The following is a 14,231-nucleotide window of genomic DNA, read 5'->3' as shown; positions in this document are numbered from 1 at the left end:
TTTCCATGTATACGCCCAAAGCCTTTGCCATCGATGATCTGGCCCAACTGCACGAACTGATCCTCGCCACTCGCCTGGCCATACTGGTGACCCATGGAGAACATGGCTTGCAAGCCAGCCATGTGCCGGTGCTGCTCCATCGCGAACAAGGTCCCAATGGCACGCTTTACGGACATCTGGCCAAGGCCAATCCGCAGTGGAAGGACCTGCGCGACGGCGCCGAAGCGCTGCTGATATTTTCCGGTGCCGATGCCTATGTCAGCCCGGGTTTCTACCCAAGCAAGGCTGAGCACGGCAAGGTCGTGCCGACCTGGAACTACGTTGCAGTCCACGCCTATGGCCGTGCCGAAACATTCAGTGACGGCGGGCGGCTTCTTGACATCGTCAGTACCCTCACCGACCGCCACGAATCCGGCCGCGATAAACCGTGGAAAGTCGACGACGCACCCGCCGATTACATCGACGGCATGCTCAAGGCCATCGTCGGCTTCGCCATCCCCATCGATCGACTGGAAGGTAAGCGCAAACTCAGCCAAAACCGCAGCCCCGCCGACATTGCAGGCGTGCGCGAAGGCTTGGCCGCCAGTCCTGACGTGAACGACCAAACCCTCGCCCACTTGATGCGCTAAGGAATGAACATGACCCAGATCCAAATCCGCCAGGTCAGCGCCGACGACCACGCCGCCTGGCTGCCGCTGTGGCAGGCCTACCTGCGCTTCTACAACACCGAGCTGCCCGAAGCCGTTACTCAGAACACCTGGCAACGCATGCTCGACCCGAACGAACCGACCCATGCCGCCCTCGCCTGGGCAGATGGCAAAGCGGTGGGCATGGTGCATTTCATCTACCATCGTTCGAACTGGAGCATCGAAAACTCCTGCTACCTGCAAGACCTGCTGGTAACGCCTGAAACCCGCGGCACCGGTGTCGGCCGCAAGCTCATCGAGTTTGTCTACGCTACCGCCAAGGCCGATGGTTGCTGCAAGGTGCACTGGTTGACCCACGAAACCAATGCCACTGCGATCCAGCTTTACGAACGCGTCGCCGAACGCCCCGGTTTTATCCAGTTTCGCAAAGCCATTTAAGGTTCAAGGAGAAACAGCATGTCGACTTCACTCGCCGGCTGGGCAGGCGTCCCGGCACCGACGGTGCAAACCCTCGAAGGGCGTTTCATTCGCCTGGAAAAACTCGACCCGGCACGCCACGGCGACGATTTGTTCAAGGCCCTGCAAGGCCCCGGTGCCGATCCAAAGCTATGGGATTACTTGCCGTACGGCCCGTTCCCGGAGCGCAGCGCATTCAACGACTGGCTGAACAGCCACGCAGCCAGCAGCGACCCGTACTTCTTCAGCGTCATCGACCGCGCCAGCGGCCAGGTGCAAGGCATCCTCAGCCTGATGTCCATCGTGCCGTCCCAGGGCCGCATCGAAATCGGCCACGTCACCTTCGGCGCCCCGATGCAACGCTCGCCGAAAAGTACCGAAGCGATCTACCTGCTGGCCAAGGAGTCGTTCGCCCTCGGCAACCGCCGCCTGGAATGGAAATGCAACAACGCCAACGCCCGCTCCAAGTACGCGGCCGAGCGACTGGGCTTCAGCTTTGAAGGCGTGTTCCGCCAACACATGGTGGTCAAGGGGCAGAATCGGGATACGGCGTGGTATTCGATCCTGGATTCGGAATGGCCGGCGATTGGTGCCGGGTTCGAGAAGTGGTTGAGTGATGAAAATCAGGTGAGCTCTGGGCAGGTGAAGACGTTGGTGGAGTGTCGCGCAACATCGTAAGTGACTTAGCGGCCGTATTCGCGGGCGCATCGGATCGCCGCGCCGCTCGCTCCTCCAGGATCAGCAATGTTTTCGGGAGCGAATGTAGAGACAAAAAAAGGGGAGCACATGCTCCCCCGAGGTTTAAAGCGGTAGATCGAGGCTGTTTATTCAGCCTTCGATTTCAATCAGGATCTCACCCGGATTCACCCGGTCACCTTTGGCCACGTGAATCGCGGTGACCTTGCCGGCGATGGCGGCCTGGACTTCGGTTTCCATCTTCATCGCTTCGGTGATCAACACGGCCTGGCCGGCCTTGACGATGTCGCCTTCCTTGACCAGTACGTCGACGATGTTGCCTGGCATGGTGGTGCTGACGTGGCCCGGTGCGCTGGCCTGTTTGCGCTTGCTGCTGCCGCTGCCGACGAATTCGTTGAGCGGTTCGAACACCACTTCTTCCGGCATGCCGTCGATGGACAGGTAGAAGTGGCGCTTGCCTTCGGCCTTCACGCCGACGCCGGTGATGTCCACACGGTAGGTTTCACCGTGCACGTCGATGACGAACTCGGTCGGCACGCCTTCGCCGCCCGCAGAAGCCACCTTGCCCGCTTCCGGAATCGGCAGCAGCACTTCAGGCGTCAGGGTGCCGGCAGCGCGTTCTTCGAGGAACTTGCGACCGATGTCCGGGAACATGGCGTAGGTCAGCACATCTTCTTCGCAGGTGGCCAACGCGCCGATGTCGGCACGCAGCTTGGCCATTTCCGGCTTGAGCAGGTCGGCCGGACGGACGTCGATCACTTCTTCGCTGCCGATGGCCTGGCGACGCAGTTGCTCGTTAACGGTGCCCGGCGCCTTGCCGTAGCCGCCTTGCAGGTAAAGCTTCACTTCGTTGGTGATGGTCTTGTAGCGCTCGCCGGCCAGCACGTTGAAGAACGCCTGGGTGCCGACGATTTGCGAAGTCGGGGTCACCAGCGGCGGGAAGCCGAGGTCTTCGCGAACACGCGGGATTTCCGCCATCACTTCGGCCATGCGATTGAGAGCGCCCTGCTCTTTCAACTGGTTGGCCAGGTTGGAAATCATCCCGCCCGGTACCTGGTTGACTTGAACACGGGTGTCGACCGCGGTGAATTCGCTTTCGAACTGGTGGTACTTCTTGCGCACGGCGTAGAAGTACAGGCCGATCTCCTGCAACAGCTCCAGGTTCAGACCGGTATCGAACTCGCTGCCTTTGAGCGCGGCTACCATCGACTCGGTGCCAGGGTGGCTGGTGCCCGAGGCGAAGCTGGAGATTGCGGTGTCGATATGATCGGCACCGTTTTCGATGGCCTTGAGTTGGCACATCGCGGCCAGGCCAGCGGTATCGTGGGAATGGATGAATACCGGCAGCGATTGCTCGGACTTCAATGCCTTGACCAGTTCACCGGTCGCGTAAGGTGTCAGCAGGCCAGCCATGTCCTTGATCGCCACCGAGTCGCAACCCATGGCTTCCATCTGCTTGGCTTGCGCCACAAAGGCGTCAATGGTGTGCACCGGGCTGGTGGTGTAGGCGATGGTGCCCTGGGCATGTTTGCCCGCCGCTTTCACCGCTTCGATGGCTACGCGCAGGTTACGCACGTCGTTCATGGCATCGAAAATACGGAACACGTCGATACCGTTGACCGCCGCCTTGGCGACGAAGGCCCTGACCACGTCGTCGCTGTAATGGCGGTAGCCCAGCAGGTTCTGGCCACGCAGGAGCATTTGCAGACGGGTGTTGGGCAATGCAGCACGCAATTGGCGCAGACGCTCCCACGGGTCTTCCTTGAGGAAACGCACGCAAGCGTCGAACGTCGCGCCACCCCAGCACTCCAGCGACCAGTAGCCGACTTTGTCGAGCTTGTCGCAGATCGGCAGCATGTCCTCGGTGCGCATGCGGGTCGCGAGCAGCGATTGGTGGGCGTCGCGCAGGATGGTGTCGGTTACATGAATCTTCTTGCTCATTGTTCTATTCCTCACAGGCCTGCGTGGGCGGCGATGGCGGCGGCGATGGCCAGGGCCAGCTCTTCGGGTTTGCGCTTGATCGAGTAGTTGGTCAGCTCAGGATGGCTTTCAACGAAGCTGGTGTTGAACTGGCCGCTGCGGAATTCCGGGTTGCGCAGGATTTCCTGGTAATAGGCGGCGGTGGTCTTGACCCCTTGCACGCGCATGTCGTCCAGGGCCCGCAAGCCACGGTCCATCGCTTCTTCCCAGGTCAGCGCCCACACCACCAGCTTCAGGCACATGGAGTCGTAGAACGGTGGGATGGTGTAACCGGTGTAGATCGCCGTGTCGGTCCGTACGCCGGGGCCGCCGGGTGCGTAGTAACGGGTGATCTTGCCGAAGCTGGGCAGGAAGTTGTTTTTCGGGTCTTCGGCGTTGATCCGGAATTGCAGCGCGAAACCACGGTGCTGGATGTCTTCCTGTTTCACCGAGAGCGGCAGGCCGGAGGCGATGCGGATCTGCTCGCGAACGATGTCGATGCCGGTAATTTCTTCGGTGATGGTGTGTTCCACCTGCACCCGGGTGTTCATCTCCATGAAGTACACCTCGCCCTCGGCGAGCAGGAACTCCACGGTGCCGGCGTTCTCGTAACCCACTGCCTTGGCCGCACGCACCGACAGGTCACCGATATAGGCGCGCTGTTCAGGGGTCAGCTGGGGGCTCGGGGCGATCTCGATCAACTTCTGGTTGCGGCGCTGAATCGAACAGTCACGCTCGAACAGGTGCACCACGTTGCCAAAGCTGTCGCCGAGAATCTGCGCTTCGATGTGTTTCGGGTTGACGATGCATTTTTCCAGGAACACTTCGGCGGAACCGAAAGCTTTGGTGGCCTCGGAAATAACCCGCGGAAATGCCTGTTCGAGTTCTTCGCGGCTGTTGCAACGACGGATACCGCGCCCGCCACCACCGGATGTGGCCTTGAGCATCACCGGGTAACCGATGCGATCACCTTCAGACAGCGCTTCTTCGATGCCGGAGACGTTGCCTTCGGTGCCTGGAGTGACCGGCACTCCCGCCTTGATCATGCTGCGGCGGGCTTCGGTCTTGTCGCCCATGCGGCGAATGACTTCAGCCGATGGACCAATGAATTTAATGCCGCGTTCGGCGCAGATTTCCGCCAGTTCCGCGTTTTCCGAAAGGAAACCGTAACCGGGGTGCAACGCATCGCAACCGGTTTCCACAGCCAGGTTCACCAGCTTGCGCGGGTTCAGGTAACCGGCCAGCGGCTCGGCTCCGATGCTATGGGCCTCGTCCGCACGCTTGACATGCAAGGCATGACGGTCGGCGTCGGAATAGATCGCGACCGAGCGGATGCCCATTTCGGCGCAGGCACGCACGATTCGTACGGCAATCTCACCACGGTTGGCGATCAGGATCTTTTTTATCACTTGGAGGTTCCCTTGAGCCGGTGGTACCCACGACCTGCTAGACCAGGTCGACGCGTGACCAAATGTTTCAATTTGGTCGCAAGCCCACACTAGCGCCCACAAGGGATTAACAAAAATGAATAAAAATTGGGTCGTGCATAAGTAACAGCTTATAGTTGATGCATCAGCCGGTGGCCAGAGCACTTAGAAAATGCGTAAGTCCTTGATGCGTATGACATTGCGTCAATTGCAAATCTTCAATGAAGTCTGTGACTTGAGGTCGTACAGCCGTGCTGCCGAGGAAATGTCACTCACACAACCTGCCGTCAGCCTGCAAATTCGACAACTCGAAGAGCTGATCGGCCAACCTCTGTTCGATTACGTCGGCAAAAAACTCTATATGACCGAAGCTGCCGAAGCGCTGCAACGTGCCAGCCGGGACATCTTCGGTCGCCTGGAAAACCTCGACATGCAGCTGTCCGACATGCAGGGATCGTTGCAGGGCCAGTTGAAACTGGCAGTGGAATCCAGCGCCAAGTATTTCGTCCCGCACCTGTTTGCCGCGTTCAAGCGCCAGCACCCGGAGGTCAATCTGCAACTGACGGTGGTCAACCGCGGGCAAGTGATCCGGCGCCTCTCCGATAACCGTGACGACCTGGTGATCATGTCCATGGTGCCGCAGGACATGGGCCTGGAGTTTCTGCCCTTCCTCAACAACCCGATTGTTGCCGTCGCGCCGCCCGATCACCCCCTGTGCCACATGGGTCCACTGCGCTTGCAGGATCTGGAGCCTTACACGTTGTTGCTGCGTGAACCCGGCTCAGGGACACGCCTGGCTTGCGAAGAGTACTTCAAGGAAAAACGCGTGCATTTCAACCAGACCCAGGAGGTCTCGTCCGCCGAAGCCCAGCGTGAATGTGTGCTGGCGGGCCTGGGCGTGGCTCTACTGACACGCCACGCCCTGAATCTTGAGCTGGCGACCGGCGGGTTGATCGAGTTGCCGGTCGAAGAATTGCCGCTGTACCGCAGTTGGTGCCTGGTACAGGCCAAGGCTAAACGCCTGTCACCGGTGGCTCACGCGTTCCTTGCGTTCGTTCGCAGCGAGCGGGTACAGATCAGCGGCCTGGTTGAGCGTTTCGACGGGAAGTCGTCGAAGCCGACTGCCAGAAATTGAGTTCGAATTCTTCGGGAAAATCGCCGATCTCGGCCAGAAGTTGGCGGCGCTCGCAGCGATCCTCGATAGCGCGGCGAAACACCATGCGGCGCTGATCTTCTTGCTGGCGGCGGGTTCTGACAGCGCTGTTGCGTTCTTCGTAAGGCAGGGCCATTTCGAGTCTCCCAAGGCGAGTACGGGAGTTTCAAGATAGGCGCACGGGATGACGGTTTGGCGGCTCGGGGATTACAGACTGATGAAGGTTAGGGTCTACTCAAGGACGCCATCGCGAGCAGGCTCGCTCCCACAGGAAGCTCGGTCAAATAGTGGCAGCGAGCCTGCTCGCGATTCAGGTCGTTACGACCTGAGGACGACGTCAGTCGTCCAGCGCCTTCACTGCCTTGGGCGACAACCGCAAGCTGCGAAGGCTGCGCTTGACGCTTTTGAGATGGTTGACCAGGCTCGGCCCACGCGCCATGGCTACTCCCATCGCCAACACATCGATCACCACCAGGTGAGCGATCCGCGAGGTCAACGGCGTATAGATTTCGGTGTCTTCATGCACATCGATTGCCAGGTTGACGGTTGACAGTTCGGCCAACGGTGTCTGACTCGGGCACAGGGTAATCAACGAAGCTCCGCTTTCACGCACCAGGTTGGCGGTGATCAGCAGGTCCTTGGAACGACCGGACTGGGAAATACAGATCGCCACATCGGTCGGCTTCAGTGTCACCGCCGACATCGCCTGCATGTGCGGATCAGAATACGCCGCTGCGGTCAGCAGCAAGCGGAAAAACTTGTGTTGCGCGTCCGCCGCTACCGCGCCCGAGGCGCCGAAACCGTAGAACTCGACACGTTGGGCCTGGGACATCAACGTCACCGCGCGCTGCAATTCCACCGGATCGAGCTTCTCGCGAACCTCCATCAGGGTATGCAGGGTCGTGTCGAAGATTTTCAGGCTGTAGTCGGCGACCGAATCGTCTTCATGGATCGCGAACTGCCCGAAACTCGCGCCTGCTGCCAGACTCTGGGCCAACTTCAGCTTCAGGTCCTGGAATCCGGAACAACCGATGGCGCGGCAAAAACGCACGATGGTCGGCTCACTGATACCGACGCTGTGGGCCAGATCCGCCATGGAGCTGTGCATTACAGCCGCAGGGTCAAGCAGCACATGGTCGGCGACCTTGAGCTCCGACTTGCGTAACAGGTGACGTGACTGGGCGATGTGTTGCAGCAGGTTCAAAGGGCTGGACTCTTTGTTATTGGGTGCCGGGGATGTAGCACGCTTGTAGTTATACTACATGAATCGGCTTTTTGCCTGCTCAATGCTTAACCGCATCCCTCGAATTCAGGTGCCCGCGCTTCATGTAGCACGCGTATTCGATGCCTGGTGCTCAAGCGCCACTGACAGGGGCAGGCACTATGCCCTGCCCGTTCCCCCTCCAAAGTTTCCTCCGCCGTCATATATCGATATCGACTGGAACATATAACCTTACAACACGAATAACGAATACTTCGCACCAATGGATATATTGGCCCCGCAGGAAGCAACTAACTTTTATTAAAGGAACCCAATACCATGAGCATTAAAACCAAAGACTGGACCGCACAAATCGACAAGTTTCCCGGCAGCCCATCCTTTCGCACCTCTGGCACGGTAACTGTTGCCCATTCCGGCATCACGCCAAAGCTTGAGTACATGCCATTGCAGGACAAAAGCTTTGATCTGAGACTGGAGCTTAAACTGGAAACATCCGACGCGCCTTCACTGCAAGTTGAAACCGACAAAGTTGTCGAATATGAATCCCAGGGAAATTCCAATGTCAGTGGTGTCAGTATTTTCCATGAAGGCAAGTTACTGCATCACATCGATAAAGTTGTAATCACTCACTAAGGCACTACTCACTTCCTGTGCTTCCCGCCGCCTCAGGAAGGGGCGGCGGGAAGTTATCCTTTCACGCCGTACACTGCTCGCGCAGCAGGGCTGCAAGCCCGTCCGCCTCTACAGGCCGGCTGATGAGATAGCCTTGCACTTCATCGCAGCGCTCCTGCTTGAGGAATTCAAGCTGCTGCGCACGCTCAACCCCTTCTGCCACGACCTTCAGCGACAGACCATGGGCCATGGCAATGATTGCCCGGGTGATGGCCGCATCTTCGCTGCCCTCCCCCAAACCACGGATGAACGCCTGATCGATCTTCACGTAATCCACCGGAATCCGCTTGAGGTAGCTCAGGGATGAATAGCCGGTACCAAAATCGTCGATGGCCAGTTTGACGCCCAGATCACGCAACTGCTGGAAGGTCGCAATGATGTGTTCGACGCTGTCCAACAATTGGCTTTCGGTGAGTTCCAGCTCCAGGTAGTGCGGCGCGAGCCCGGTTTCTTCCAGTACCTGACGCACCAGGCTGACCAGTTTGCCCTGCCGCAACTGATGCACCGACAGATTGACCGACACGCGAATGGGCTCCATGCCCTGGCGCTGCCACTCACAAGCCTGCCAGCAAGCCTGGCGCAGTACGAATTCGCCGATTGGACCGATCAATCCGGTTTCCTCGGCCAGGCCGATGAAATCCCCGGGTGGCACGCGCCCCATCGTCGGATGATCCCAACGCACCAGGGCTTCGGCAGCGTTCAGCTTGCCTGTGGAAAGGCAGAGCTTGGGTTGGTAAAACACCTTCAGTTGTTTCTCTTCGACGGCTTTACGCAGCTGGTTTTCCAACTGCAATCGCTCCAGCGTGCTGGCTTGCAAACTGTCGGTGTAGAACTGGAAGTTGTTACCCCCCAGATGTTTGGCATGTTGCATGGCCATGTTCGACTGACTGACCAATGCGGAAATTTCCCGGGCATTGTCCGGCAACAAACTGATGCCCATCGACGCGCTGACCACCAGCTCGTGCCCATCGACGGTCACCGGCAAGCGCAACTTGGTCGACAGGCGAGTGGCTACCCGCGCCAGACTCGAAAGGTTGCCGTAGGAGTTGAAAAGCACTGCAAACTCGTCGCCGGACAAACGCGCGATGGTGTCGGCTTCCGGCAATGCGTTGACCAGTCGCCGGGCCATTTTCTGCAACAACTGGTCCGCGACTTCATGACCCAGGCTGTCATTGAGCTGCTTGAAGCGATCCAGATTGATATGCAGCAACGCCAGACTTCGATGGATGCCCTGGCGCACCCGCAGGTGCGCCTCGCTGAGCCGTTCGCGGAACATCGAACGGTTGGCCAGCCCCGTGAGTTCGTCGTAATGGGTCAGGTAGCGCATGCGCTCTTCCGATTCGCGACGAGCAGACAGATCGGCGAAGAAGCCTACGATATGACTTACATTTCCCCGGGAATCGCGCACCGTATTGAGCTGCAGCAATTGCGGATACATTTCACCATTCTTACGGGTTTCCACCAGTTCGCCTCGCCAGCTGCCGTGCTGCTCCAGGGCTTGATGGATCGCGGAATAATGACGACGAGCGTCGCGACTGCAGGGCAACTCCACCACATTACGCCCGAGCATTTCCTCGCTCTCATATCCGGTTACGCGGCTGAAGGCCTGATTGACCGCGATCAAGGCGTAATTGGGGTCGAAAATCACGATGCCTTCGCTGGCGGCCTCGAACACCATTGCCGCCAGTTGCAACTGTTCTTCAACGACCTTGCTCGCGCTGATGTCGCGCCGTGTGCCAACCATGCGGATCACCCGGCCGTTTTCGGCTCGCTCGACCGCCCGCCCACGGTCCTCGATCCAGACCCAATGGCCATCGGCATGCCGTACGCGGTATTCGACCTGATAGTCCTCGGTTCGGCCCTTCAAATGTTCGACCAGTGCCCTTCTCAGCGCAGGGAGGTCTTCGGGGTGCAGACGCGGCTTGAGATGGCGCAACATCGCGGTCACGTATTCCGGCTCCAGGCCGAACAGCTCCTGAATCAGCGTGTGATGGACTTCATCGGTCTGCAGGTTCCAGTCCCACAGTCCCAGCTCACTGGCCTTCAACGCCAGCGCCAGACGCGCCTCGCTTTTGCTCAGCGCCTGATTGGCAGCGTCCAGTTCCAGGCTGCGTTCGGCGACGCGCTTTTCCAGATCGACCTGGATTTCGCGCAGTTCCTCTTCGGCCCGCCGGCGCTGGTCTATTTCTCTGGCCAGTGTCTGATTGAGCTGATCGCTGCAATTTTGCGTGTGTTGCAGATGCTCGATCAGCGCCTGATTCTGAAAGCGTCGCAACAAGCCTTGATCGATCAGACGATTGACCTGCCAGGCGACCACGCTCAATGCGCCGAGCAGAATCAGGCCGAACCAGCCCCAGCCATGTCCCTGCTCGTCGCCGTTCCAGAACAGATAGGCGATCGCCGGTAACAAACAGGGCAAGGTGAACGACAGAAACGCCGGCAGGCTGACTGCATAGGCCACGCTGGCCGAAAGGGCGGCCGCGCCAATAAGGCCAAAGACCCAGGCTTGCTGAATGAAATTGTCCGCGGGAACAAGGGCAATGCCCGCGCCGGCCAGCGTCAGGCCAGTCAGACCCGAGCCCATCCAGAACATACGCTGCCAGACCGGATGGGCTTGACGATTGGGTATCGCCGAATCGAAGGCCGCCACCTGAATCACTCGCAGCGCCACCAGCGACAGCAACCACACCAACCAGACAGTGATCAGGAAGTAGCGCTGCGGACTCCAGAGCAGTCCGGCGCAGACCAGGCCATTGATCAGCATGAACAGCGTGGGCAGCAGCGAGCCCTGATAAAGCAGGCGCGTGCGTTCGACCGCCATTTCCATGGCGTATTGTTTACGGATAACCCGGGGCTCCACAGTGGGGCCCGACAGGTCGGAGCTGAAGGTCATAGGCGATGTTCTTGTTCTTATAATGATGAGCATGAGCCCGAAACGTCGACGGAGCATACACAAGCCCGTGCCGGGACCAAACTGCTCCCGATCAAAAAACAGACAAAAAAACCAGCCTCCTACCGCTATCCAAAGCCGACATGCGAGACGGGCCAACGCTTGCAGCCGATGACTGACCGGTCGTCTCGCCTGCTTCTTTCATCGGTTTAGGCAAACCGGGGTTTGCCGGGTGTGGCGCGGCCCCCTAGAATGCCCCGATGCGCGATGATCTCTCCCTTCTGCTGAACTCCCTCAACGATGCCCAACGCCAGGCCGTAGCAGCCCCCGTGGGTCGTCAGTTGGTCCTGGCCGGCGCCGGTTCCGGTAAAACCCGAGTGCTGGTGCACCGTATCGCCTGGTTGATCCAGGTCGAAAACGCCTCGCCCCACTCCATCCTGTCGGTGACCTTCACCAACAAGGCTGCCGCCGAGATGCGTCACCGCATCGAGCAGTTGATGGGCATCAACCCGGCCGGTATGTGGGTCGGCACCTTCCACGGCCTGGCACATCGCTTGTTGCGGGCACACTGGCAGGAAGCCGGACTGAGCCAGACCTTCCAGATTCTCGACAGCGACGATCAGCAGCGACTGGTCAAGCGGGTGATCCGCGAGCTGGGTCTGGACGAGCAACGCTGGCCGGCCCGTCAGGCCCAATGGTTCATCAATGGACAGAAAGACGAGGGTCTGCGTCCGCAACATATTCAAGCCAGCGGCGATCTGTTCCTGGCAACCATGCGCGGCATCTATGAAGCCTATGAGGCGGCCTGCCTGCGCGCCGGCGTCATCGACTTCTCCGAACTGCTGCTGCGGGCCCTTGATCTGTGGCGCGATCACCCCGGCCTGCTGGCGCATTATCAGAAGCGCTTCCGGCACATCCTGGTGGACGAATTCCAGGACACCAACGCCGTGCAATACGCCTGGCTGCGCCTGCTGGCCAAGGGTGGCGACAGCCTGATGGTGGTGGGCGACGACGATCAGTCCATTTACGGCTGGCGTGGCGCGAAAATCGAAAACATCTACCAGTATTCCGATGACTTCCCGGACGCCGAGACCATTCGTCTTGAGCAGAACTATCGCTCCACCGCAGGCATTCTCAAGGCCGCCAACGCCCTGATTGCCAACAATGCCGGGCGCCTGGGCAAGGAGCTGTGGACCGATGGCGGCGACGGCGAAGCAATCAATCTGTACGCCGCGTTCAATGAACACGACGAAGCACGCTATGTTGTCGAAACCATCGAAAGCGCGCTGAAAACCGGCTTGTCTCGAAGCGATATCGCAATTTTGTACCGTTCCAACGCCCAATCACGGGTTCTGGAAGAAGCCTTGCTGCGAGAGCGCATCCCCTATCGCATCTACGGGGGCCAGCGCTTCTTCGAACGGGCCGAGATCAAGAACGCCATGGCTTACCTGCGCTTGCTGGAAGGTCGTGGCAACGATGCCGCTCTGGAACGGGTTATCAACGTGCCGGCCCGTGGCATCGGCGAAAAAACCGTCGAAGCGATTCGCGACCATGCACGCCACAGCGACGTGTCGATGTGGGAAGCAATGCGCCAGCTGGTGGCCAACAAGGGCCTCACCGGTCGGGCCGCCAGCGCGCTCGGCGCCTTTATCGAGTTGATCGAAAACCTTGCCGCCAAGTGCATGGAAATGCCGCTGCACCTGATGACGCAAACCGTCATCGAGCAGTCGGGTCTCATTGCCTATCACGAAGCGGAAAAGGGCGAGAAAGGCCAGGCTCGGGTAGAAAACCTTGAAGAGCTGGTCAGCGCCGCGCGCAACTTCGAAAACAGCGAAGAAGACGAAGACCTGACGCCACTGGCGGCGTTCCTTGGTCACGCATCGCTGGAAGCCGGGGATACCCAGGCCGACGAACACGAAGACAGCATTCAACTGATGACCCTGCACAGCGCCAAGGGCCTGGAATTCCCTTACGTGTTCCTGGTGGGTATGGAAGAAGGCCTGTTCCCGCACAAGATGAGCCTGGAGGAGCCCGGGCGTCTTGAGGAGGAGCGCCGCCTGGCGTATGTCGGCATCACCCGCGCCATGCAGAACCTGGTGATGACCTATGCCGAAACCCGACGCTTGTACGGCAGCGAGACCTACAACAAGGTGTCACGCTTCGTACGCGAAGTACCCAAAGGCCTGATCCAGGAAGTACGACTTTCCAACAGTGTCAGCCGTCCGTTCGGCGGCGGCCAAACGCAAAGTACCAGCAACCTGTTTGGCGGCAGCGAGATACCGCAGACCGGCTTCAGTCTGGGCCAGGCGGTACGCCACTCCATATTCGGCGAAGGCGTGATTCTGAACTTCGAAGGCGCCGGCGCCCAAGCGCGGGTCCAGGTGAATTTCAGCGAAGGCAGCAAGTGGTTGATGCTGGGCTATGCAAAGCTGGAAGCCATTTAAGGCTATCGATCAGCTTTTCTGTGGGAGCGAGCCTGCGCGCGAAATTAGCACCTCGGCCGATCTGATTCACCGCGGTGCGGCTATCGCGAGCAGGCTCGCTCCCACAGGGTCTCGATTAAAGATCTCTCTGACAAGGCGTAAATCATGGGCTCAGGCTTCTTTTCTTCCTGGACATTCTGGGCCCTGTTGTCGGCCATCTTCGCGGCGATGACTGCCATTTTTGCGAAAGTCGGCGTCGAAAACGTCAACTCCGACTTCGCCACCCTGCTGCGAACCGTGGTGGTCCTGATCAGCCTGGCCTTGATTTTGTACGCCACGGGCCAATATCAATCCTTGGGATCGATTTCAGCCAAAAGCTACCTGTTTTTGCTTCTGTCCGGCCTGGCCACAGGTGCATCGTGGATTTGCTATTTCCGGGCACTTAAAGTCGGGCCGGCTTCATTGGTCGCCCCCGTGGACAAATTGAGCGTGGTGATCGTGGCGGTGCTCGGCGTGATTCTGCTGGGCGAGAAGCTGGACCTGCGCCAATGGGGCGGAATCGGCCTGATTACAGCCGGGGTGGTCATGCTGGCGCTGCGACGCTGAGCATCGTTCCTACAGAACTAATCCACTCTTCCTACAGACCCACGTGAACAAGCCTTATTGCACCGACTGGAGCTGAACCC

12 protein-coding genes are annotated in these 14,231 nt (G+C 59.2%); 7 read left to right on the top strand and 5 right to left on the bottom strand.

All coding sequences use genetic code 11. The features are described 5' to 3' along the window. Positions 1 to 5 precede the first annotated feature (5 nt). From ACQKP2_RS11415 to ACQKP2_RS11405, 3 genes are read left to right on the top strand one after another with little or no spacing between them, the layout of a single operon-like run. Entirely contained in the window at positions 6 to 629 is a 624-nt protein-coding gene (locus ACQKP2_RS11415) for an FMN-binding negative transcriptional regulator (RefSeq protein WP_427576439.1), read from the top strand. Between the two features lie 9 nt (positions 630 to 638). Beyond that, positions 639 to 1,085, top strand: a complete 447-nt coding sequence (locus ACQKP2_RS11410) for an N-acetyltransferase family protein (protein ID WP_427576438.1) — start codon at positions 639 to 641, stop codon at positions 1,083 to 1,085. A gap of 18 nt (positions 1,086 to 1,103) precedes the next feature. Beyond that, a complete protein-coding gene (locus ACQKP2_RS11405; RefSeq protein WP_427576436.1) occupies positions 1,104 to 1,781 on the top strand; it encodes a GNAT family N-acetyltransferase in 678 nt (225 codons plus the stop codon). A 150-nt stretch (positions 1,782 to 1,931) separates the two neighbouring features. Here the strand turns inward: ACQKP2_RS11405 and oadA are convergent, their stop codons facing one another. Then, positions 1,932 to 3,740 (bottom strand): sodium-extruding oxaloacetate decarboxylase subunit alpha, encoded by a 1,809-nt coding sequence (gene oadA, locus ACQKP2_RS11400; RefSeq protein ID WP_427576434.1) that lies wholly within the window; start codon positions 3,738 to 3,740, stop codon positions 1,932 to 1,934. Between the two features lie 11 nt (positions 3,741 to 3,751). Then, entirely contained in the window at positions 3,752 to 5,167 is a 1,416-nt protein-coding gene (locus ACQKP2_RS11395) for an acetyl-CoA carboxylase biotin carboxylase subunit (protein ID WP_427576433.1), read from the bottom strand. Between the two features lie 190 nt (positions 5,168 to 5,357). Here ACQKP2_RS11395 and ACQKP2_RS11390 point away from each other — a divergent pair, with 190 nt between their 5' ends. Continuing rightward, a complete protein-coding gene (locus ACQKP2_RS11390) occupies positions 5,358 to 6,320 on the top strand; it encodes a LysR family transcriptional regulator (protein ID WP_427576432.1) in 963 nt (320 codons plus the stop codon). Here ACQKP2_RS11390 and ACQKP2_RS11385 read toward each other — a convergent pair. Then, on the bottom strand, positions 6,262 to 6,474 hold the full coding sequence (locus ACQKP2_RS11385; RefSeq protein ID WP_427576430.1) for a PA3496 family putative envelope integrity protein: 213 nt from the start codon (positions 6,472 to 6,474) through the stop codon (positions 6,262 to 6,264). The two genes, ACQKP2_RS11390 and ACQKP2_RS11385, sit on opposite strands and share 59 nt — an antisense overlap. A gap of 201 nt (positions 6,475 to 6,675) precedes the next feature. Beyond that, positions 6,676 to 7,542, bottom strand: coding sequence for a transcriptional regulator HexR (hexR, locus tag ACQKP2_RS11380; RefSeq protein ID WP_007962240.1), 867 nt, complete (start codon positions 7,540 to 7,542; stop codon positions 6,676 to 6,678). Positions 7,543 to 7,878: 336 nt separating this feature from the next. Here hexR and ACQKP2_RS11375 point away from each other — a divergent pair, with 336 nt between their 5' ends. Further along, on the top strand, positions 7,879 to 8,193 hold the full coding sequence (locus tag ACQKP2_RS11375) for a hypothetical protein (protein ID WP_427576428.1): 315 nt from the start codon (positions 7,879 to 7,881) through the stop codon (positions 8,191 to 8,193). Between the two features lie 61 nt (positions 8,194 to 8,254). Here the strand turns inward: ACQKP2_RS11375 and ACQKP2_RS11370 are convergent, their stop codons facing one another. Beyond that, the gene (locus tag ACQKP2_RS11370) at positions 8,255 to 11,125 is read right to left on the bottom strand and encodes an EAL domain-containing protein (protein WP_427576427.1); all 2,871 of its coding nucleotides are present in this window, start codon (positions 11,123 to 11,125) and stop codon (positions 8,255 to 8,257) included. Positions 11,126 to 11,382: 257 nt separating this feature from the next. Here ACQKP2_RS11370 and uvrD point away from each other — a divergent pair, with 257 nt between their 5' ends. Further along, positions 11,383 to 13,566 (top strand): DNA helicase II, encoded by a 2,184-nt coding sequence (gene uvrD / locus ACQKP2_RS11365; protein ID WP_427576426.1) that lies wholly within the window; start codon positions 11,383 to 11,385, stop codon positions 13,564 to 13,566. A 144-nt stretch (positions 13,567 to 13,710) separates the two neighbouring features. Beyond that, the gene (locus ACQKP2_RS11360; RefSeq protein WP_427576424.1) at positions 13,711 to 14,151 is read left to right on the top strand and encodes an EamA family transporter; all 441 of its coding nucleotides are present in this window, start codon (positions 13,711 to 13,713) and stop codon (positions 14,149 to 14,151) included. Positions 14,152 to 14,231 lie beyond the last annotated feature (80 nt).

The organism is Pseudomonas sp. NPDC089569 (assembly GCF_050280625.1).
GTDB lineage: Bacteria > Pseudomonadota > Gammaproteobacteria > Pseudomonadales > Pseudomonadaceae > Aquipseudomonas.
This window is presented reverse-complemented; position numbering and strand designations above follow the sequence as displayed.

Excerpts from the sequence above, each read along its gene's own strand:
- ACQKP2_RS11370 (WP_427576427.1), bottom strand. The coding sequence starts at position 11,125 with ATGACCTTCAGCTCCGACCTGTCGGGCCCCACTGTGGAGCCCCGGGTT.
- ACQKP2_RS11415 (WP_427576439.1), top strand. The coding sequence starts at position 6 with ATGTATACGCCCAAAGCCTTTGCCATCGATGATCTGGCCCAACTGCAC.
- ACQKP2_RS11390 (WP_427576432.1), top strand. The coding sequence starts at position 5,358 with ATGCGTAAGTCCTTGATGCGTATGACATTGCGTCAATTGCAAATCTTC.
- ACQKP2_RS11405 (WP_427576436.1), top strand. The coding sequence starts at position 1,104 with ATGTCGACTTCACTCGCCGGCTGGGCAGGCGTCCCGGCACCGACGGTG.
- ACQKP2_RS11410 (WP_427576438.1), top strand. The coding sequence starts at position 639 with ATGACCCAGATCCAAATCCGCCAGGTCAGCGCCGACGACCACGCCGCC.
- ACQKP2_RS11360 (WP_427576424.1), top strand. The coding sequence starts at position 13,711 with ATGGGCTCAGGCTTCTTTTCTTCCTGGACATTCTGGGCCCTGTTGTCG.
- oadA (WP_427576434.1), bottom strand. The coding sequence starts at position 3,740 with ATGAGCAAGAAGATTCATGTAACCGACACCATCCTGCGCGACGCCCAC.
- ACQKP2_RS11385 (WP_427576430.1), bottom strand. The coding sequence starts at position 6,474 with ATGGCCCTGCCTTACGAAGAACGCAACAGCGCTGTCAGAACCCGCCGC.
- ACQKP2_RS11375 (WP_427576428.1), top strand. The coding sequence starts at position 7,879 with ATGAGCATTAAAACCAAAGACTGGACCGCACAAATCGACAAGTTTCCC.
- uvrD (WP_427576426.1), top strand. The coding sequence starts at position 11,383 with ATGCGCGATGATCTCTCCCTTCTGCTGAACTCCCTCAACGATGCCCAA.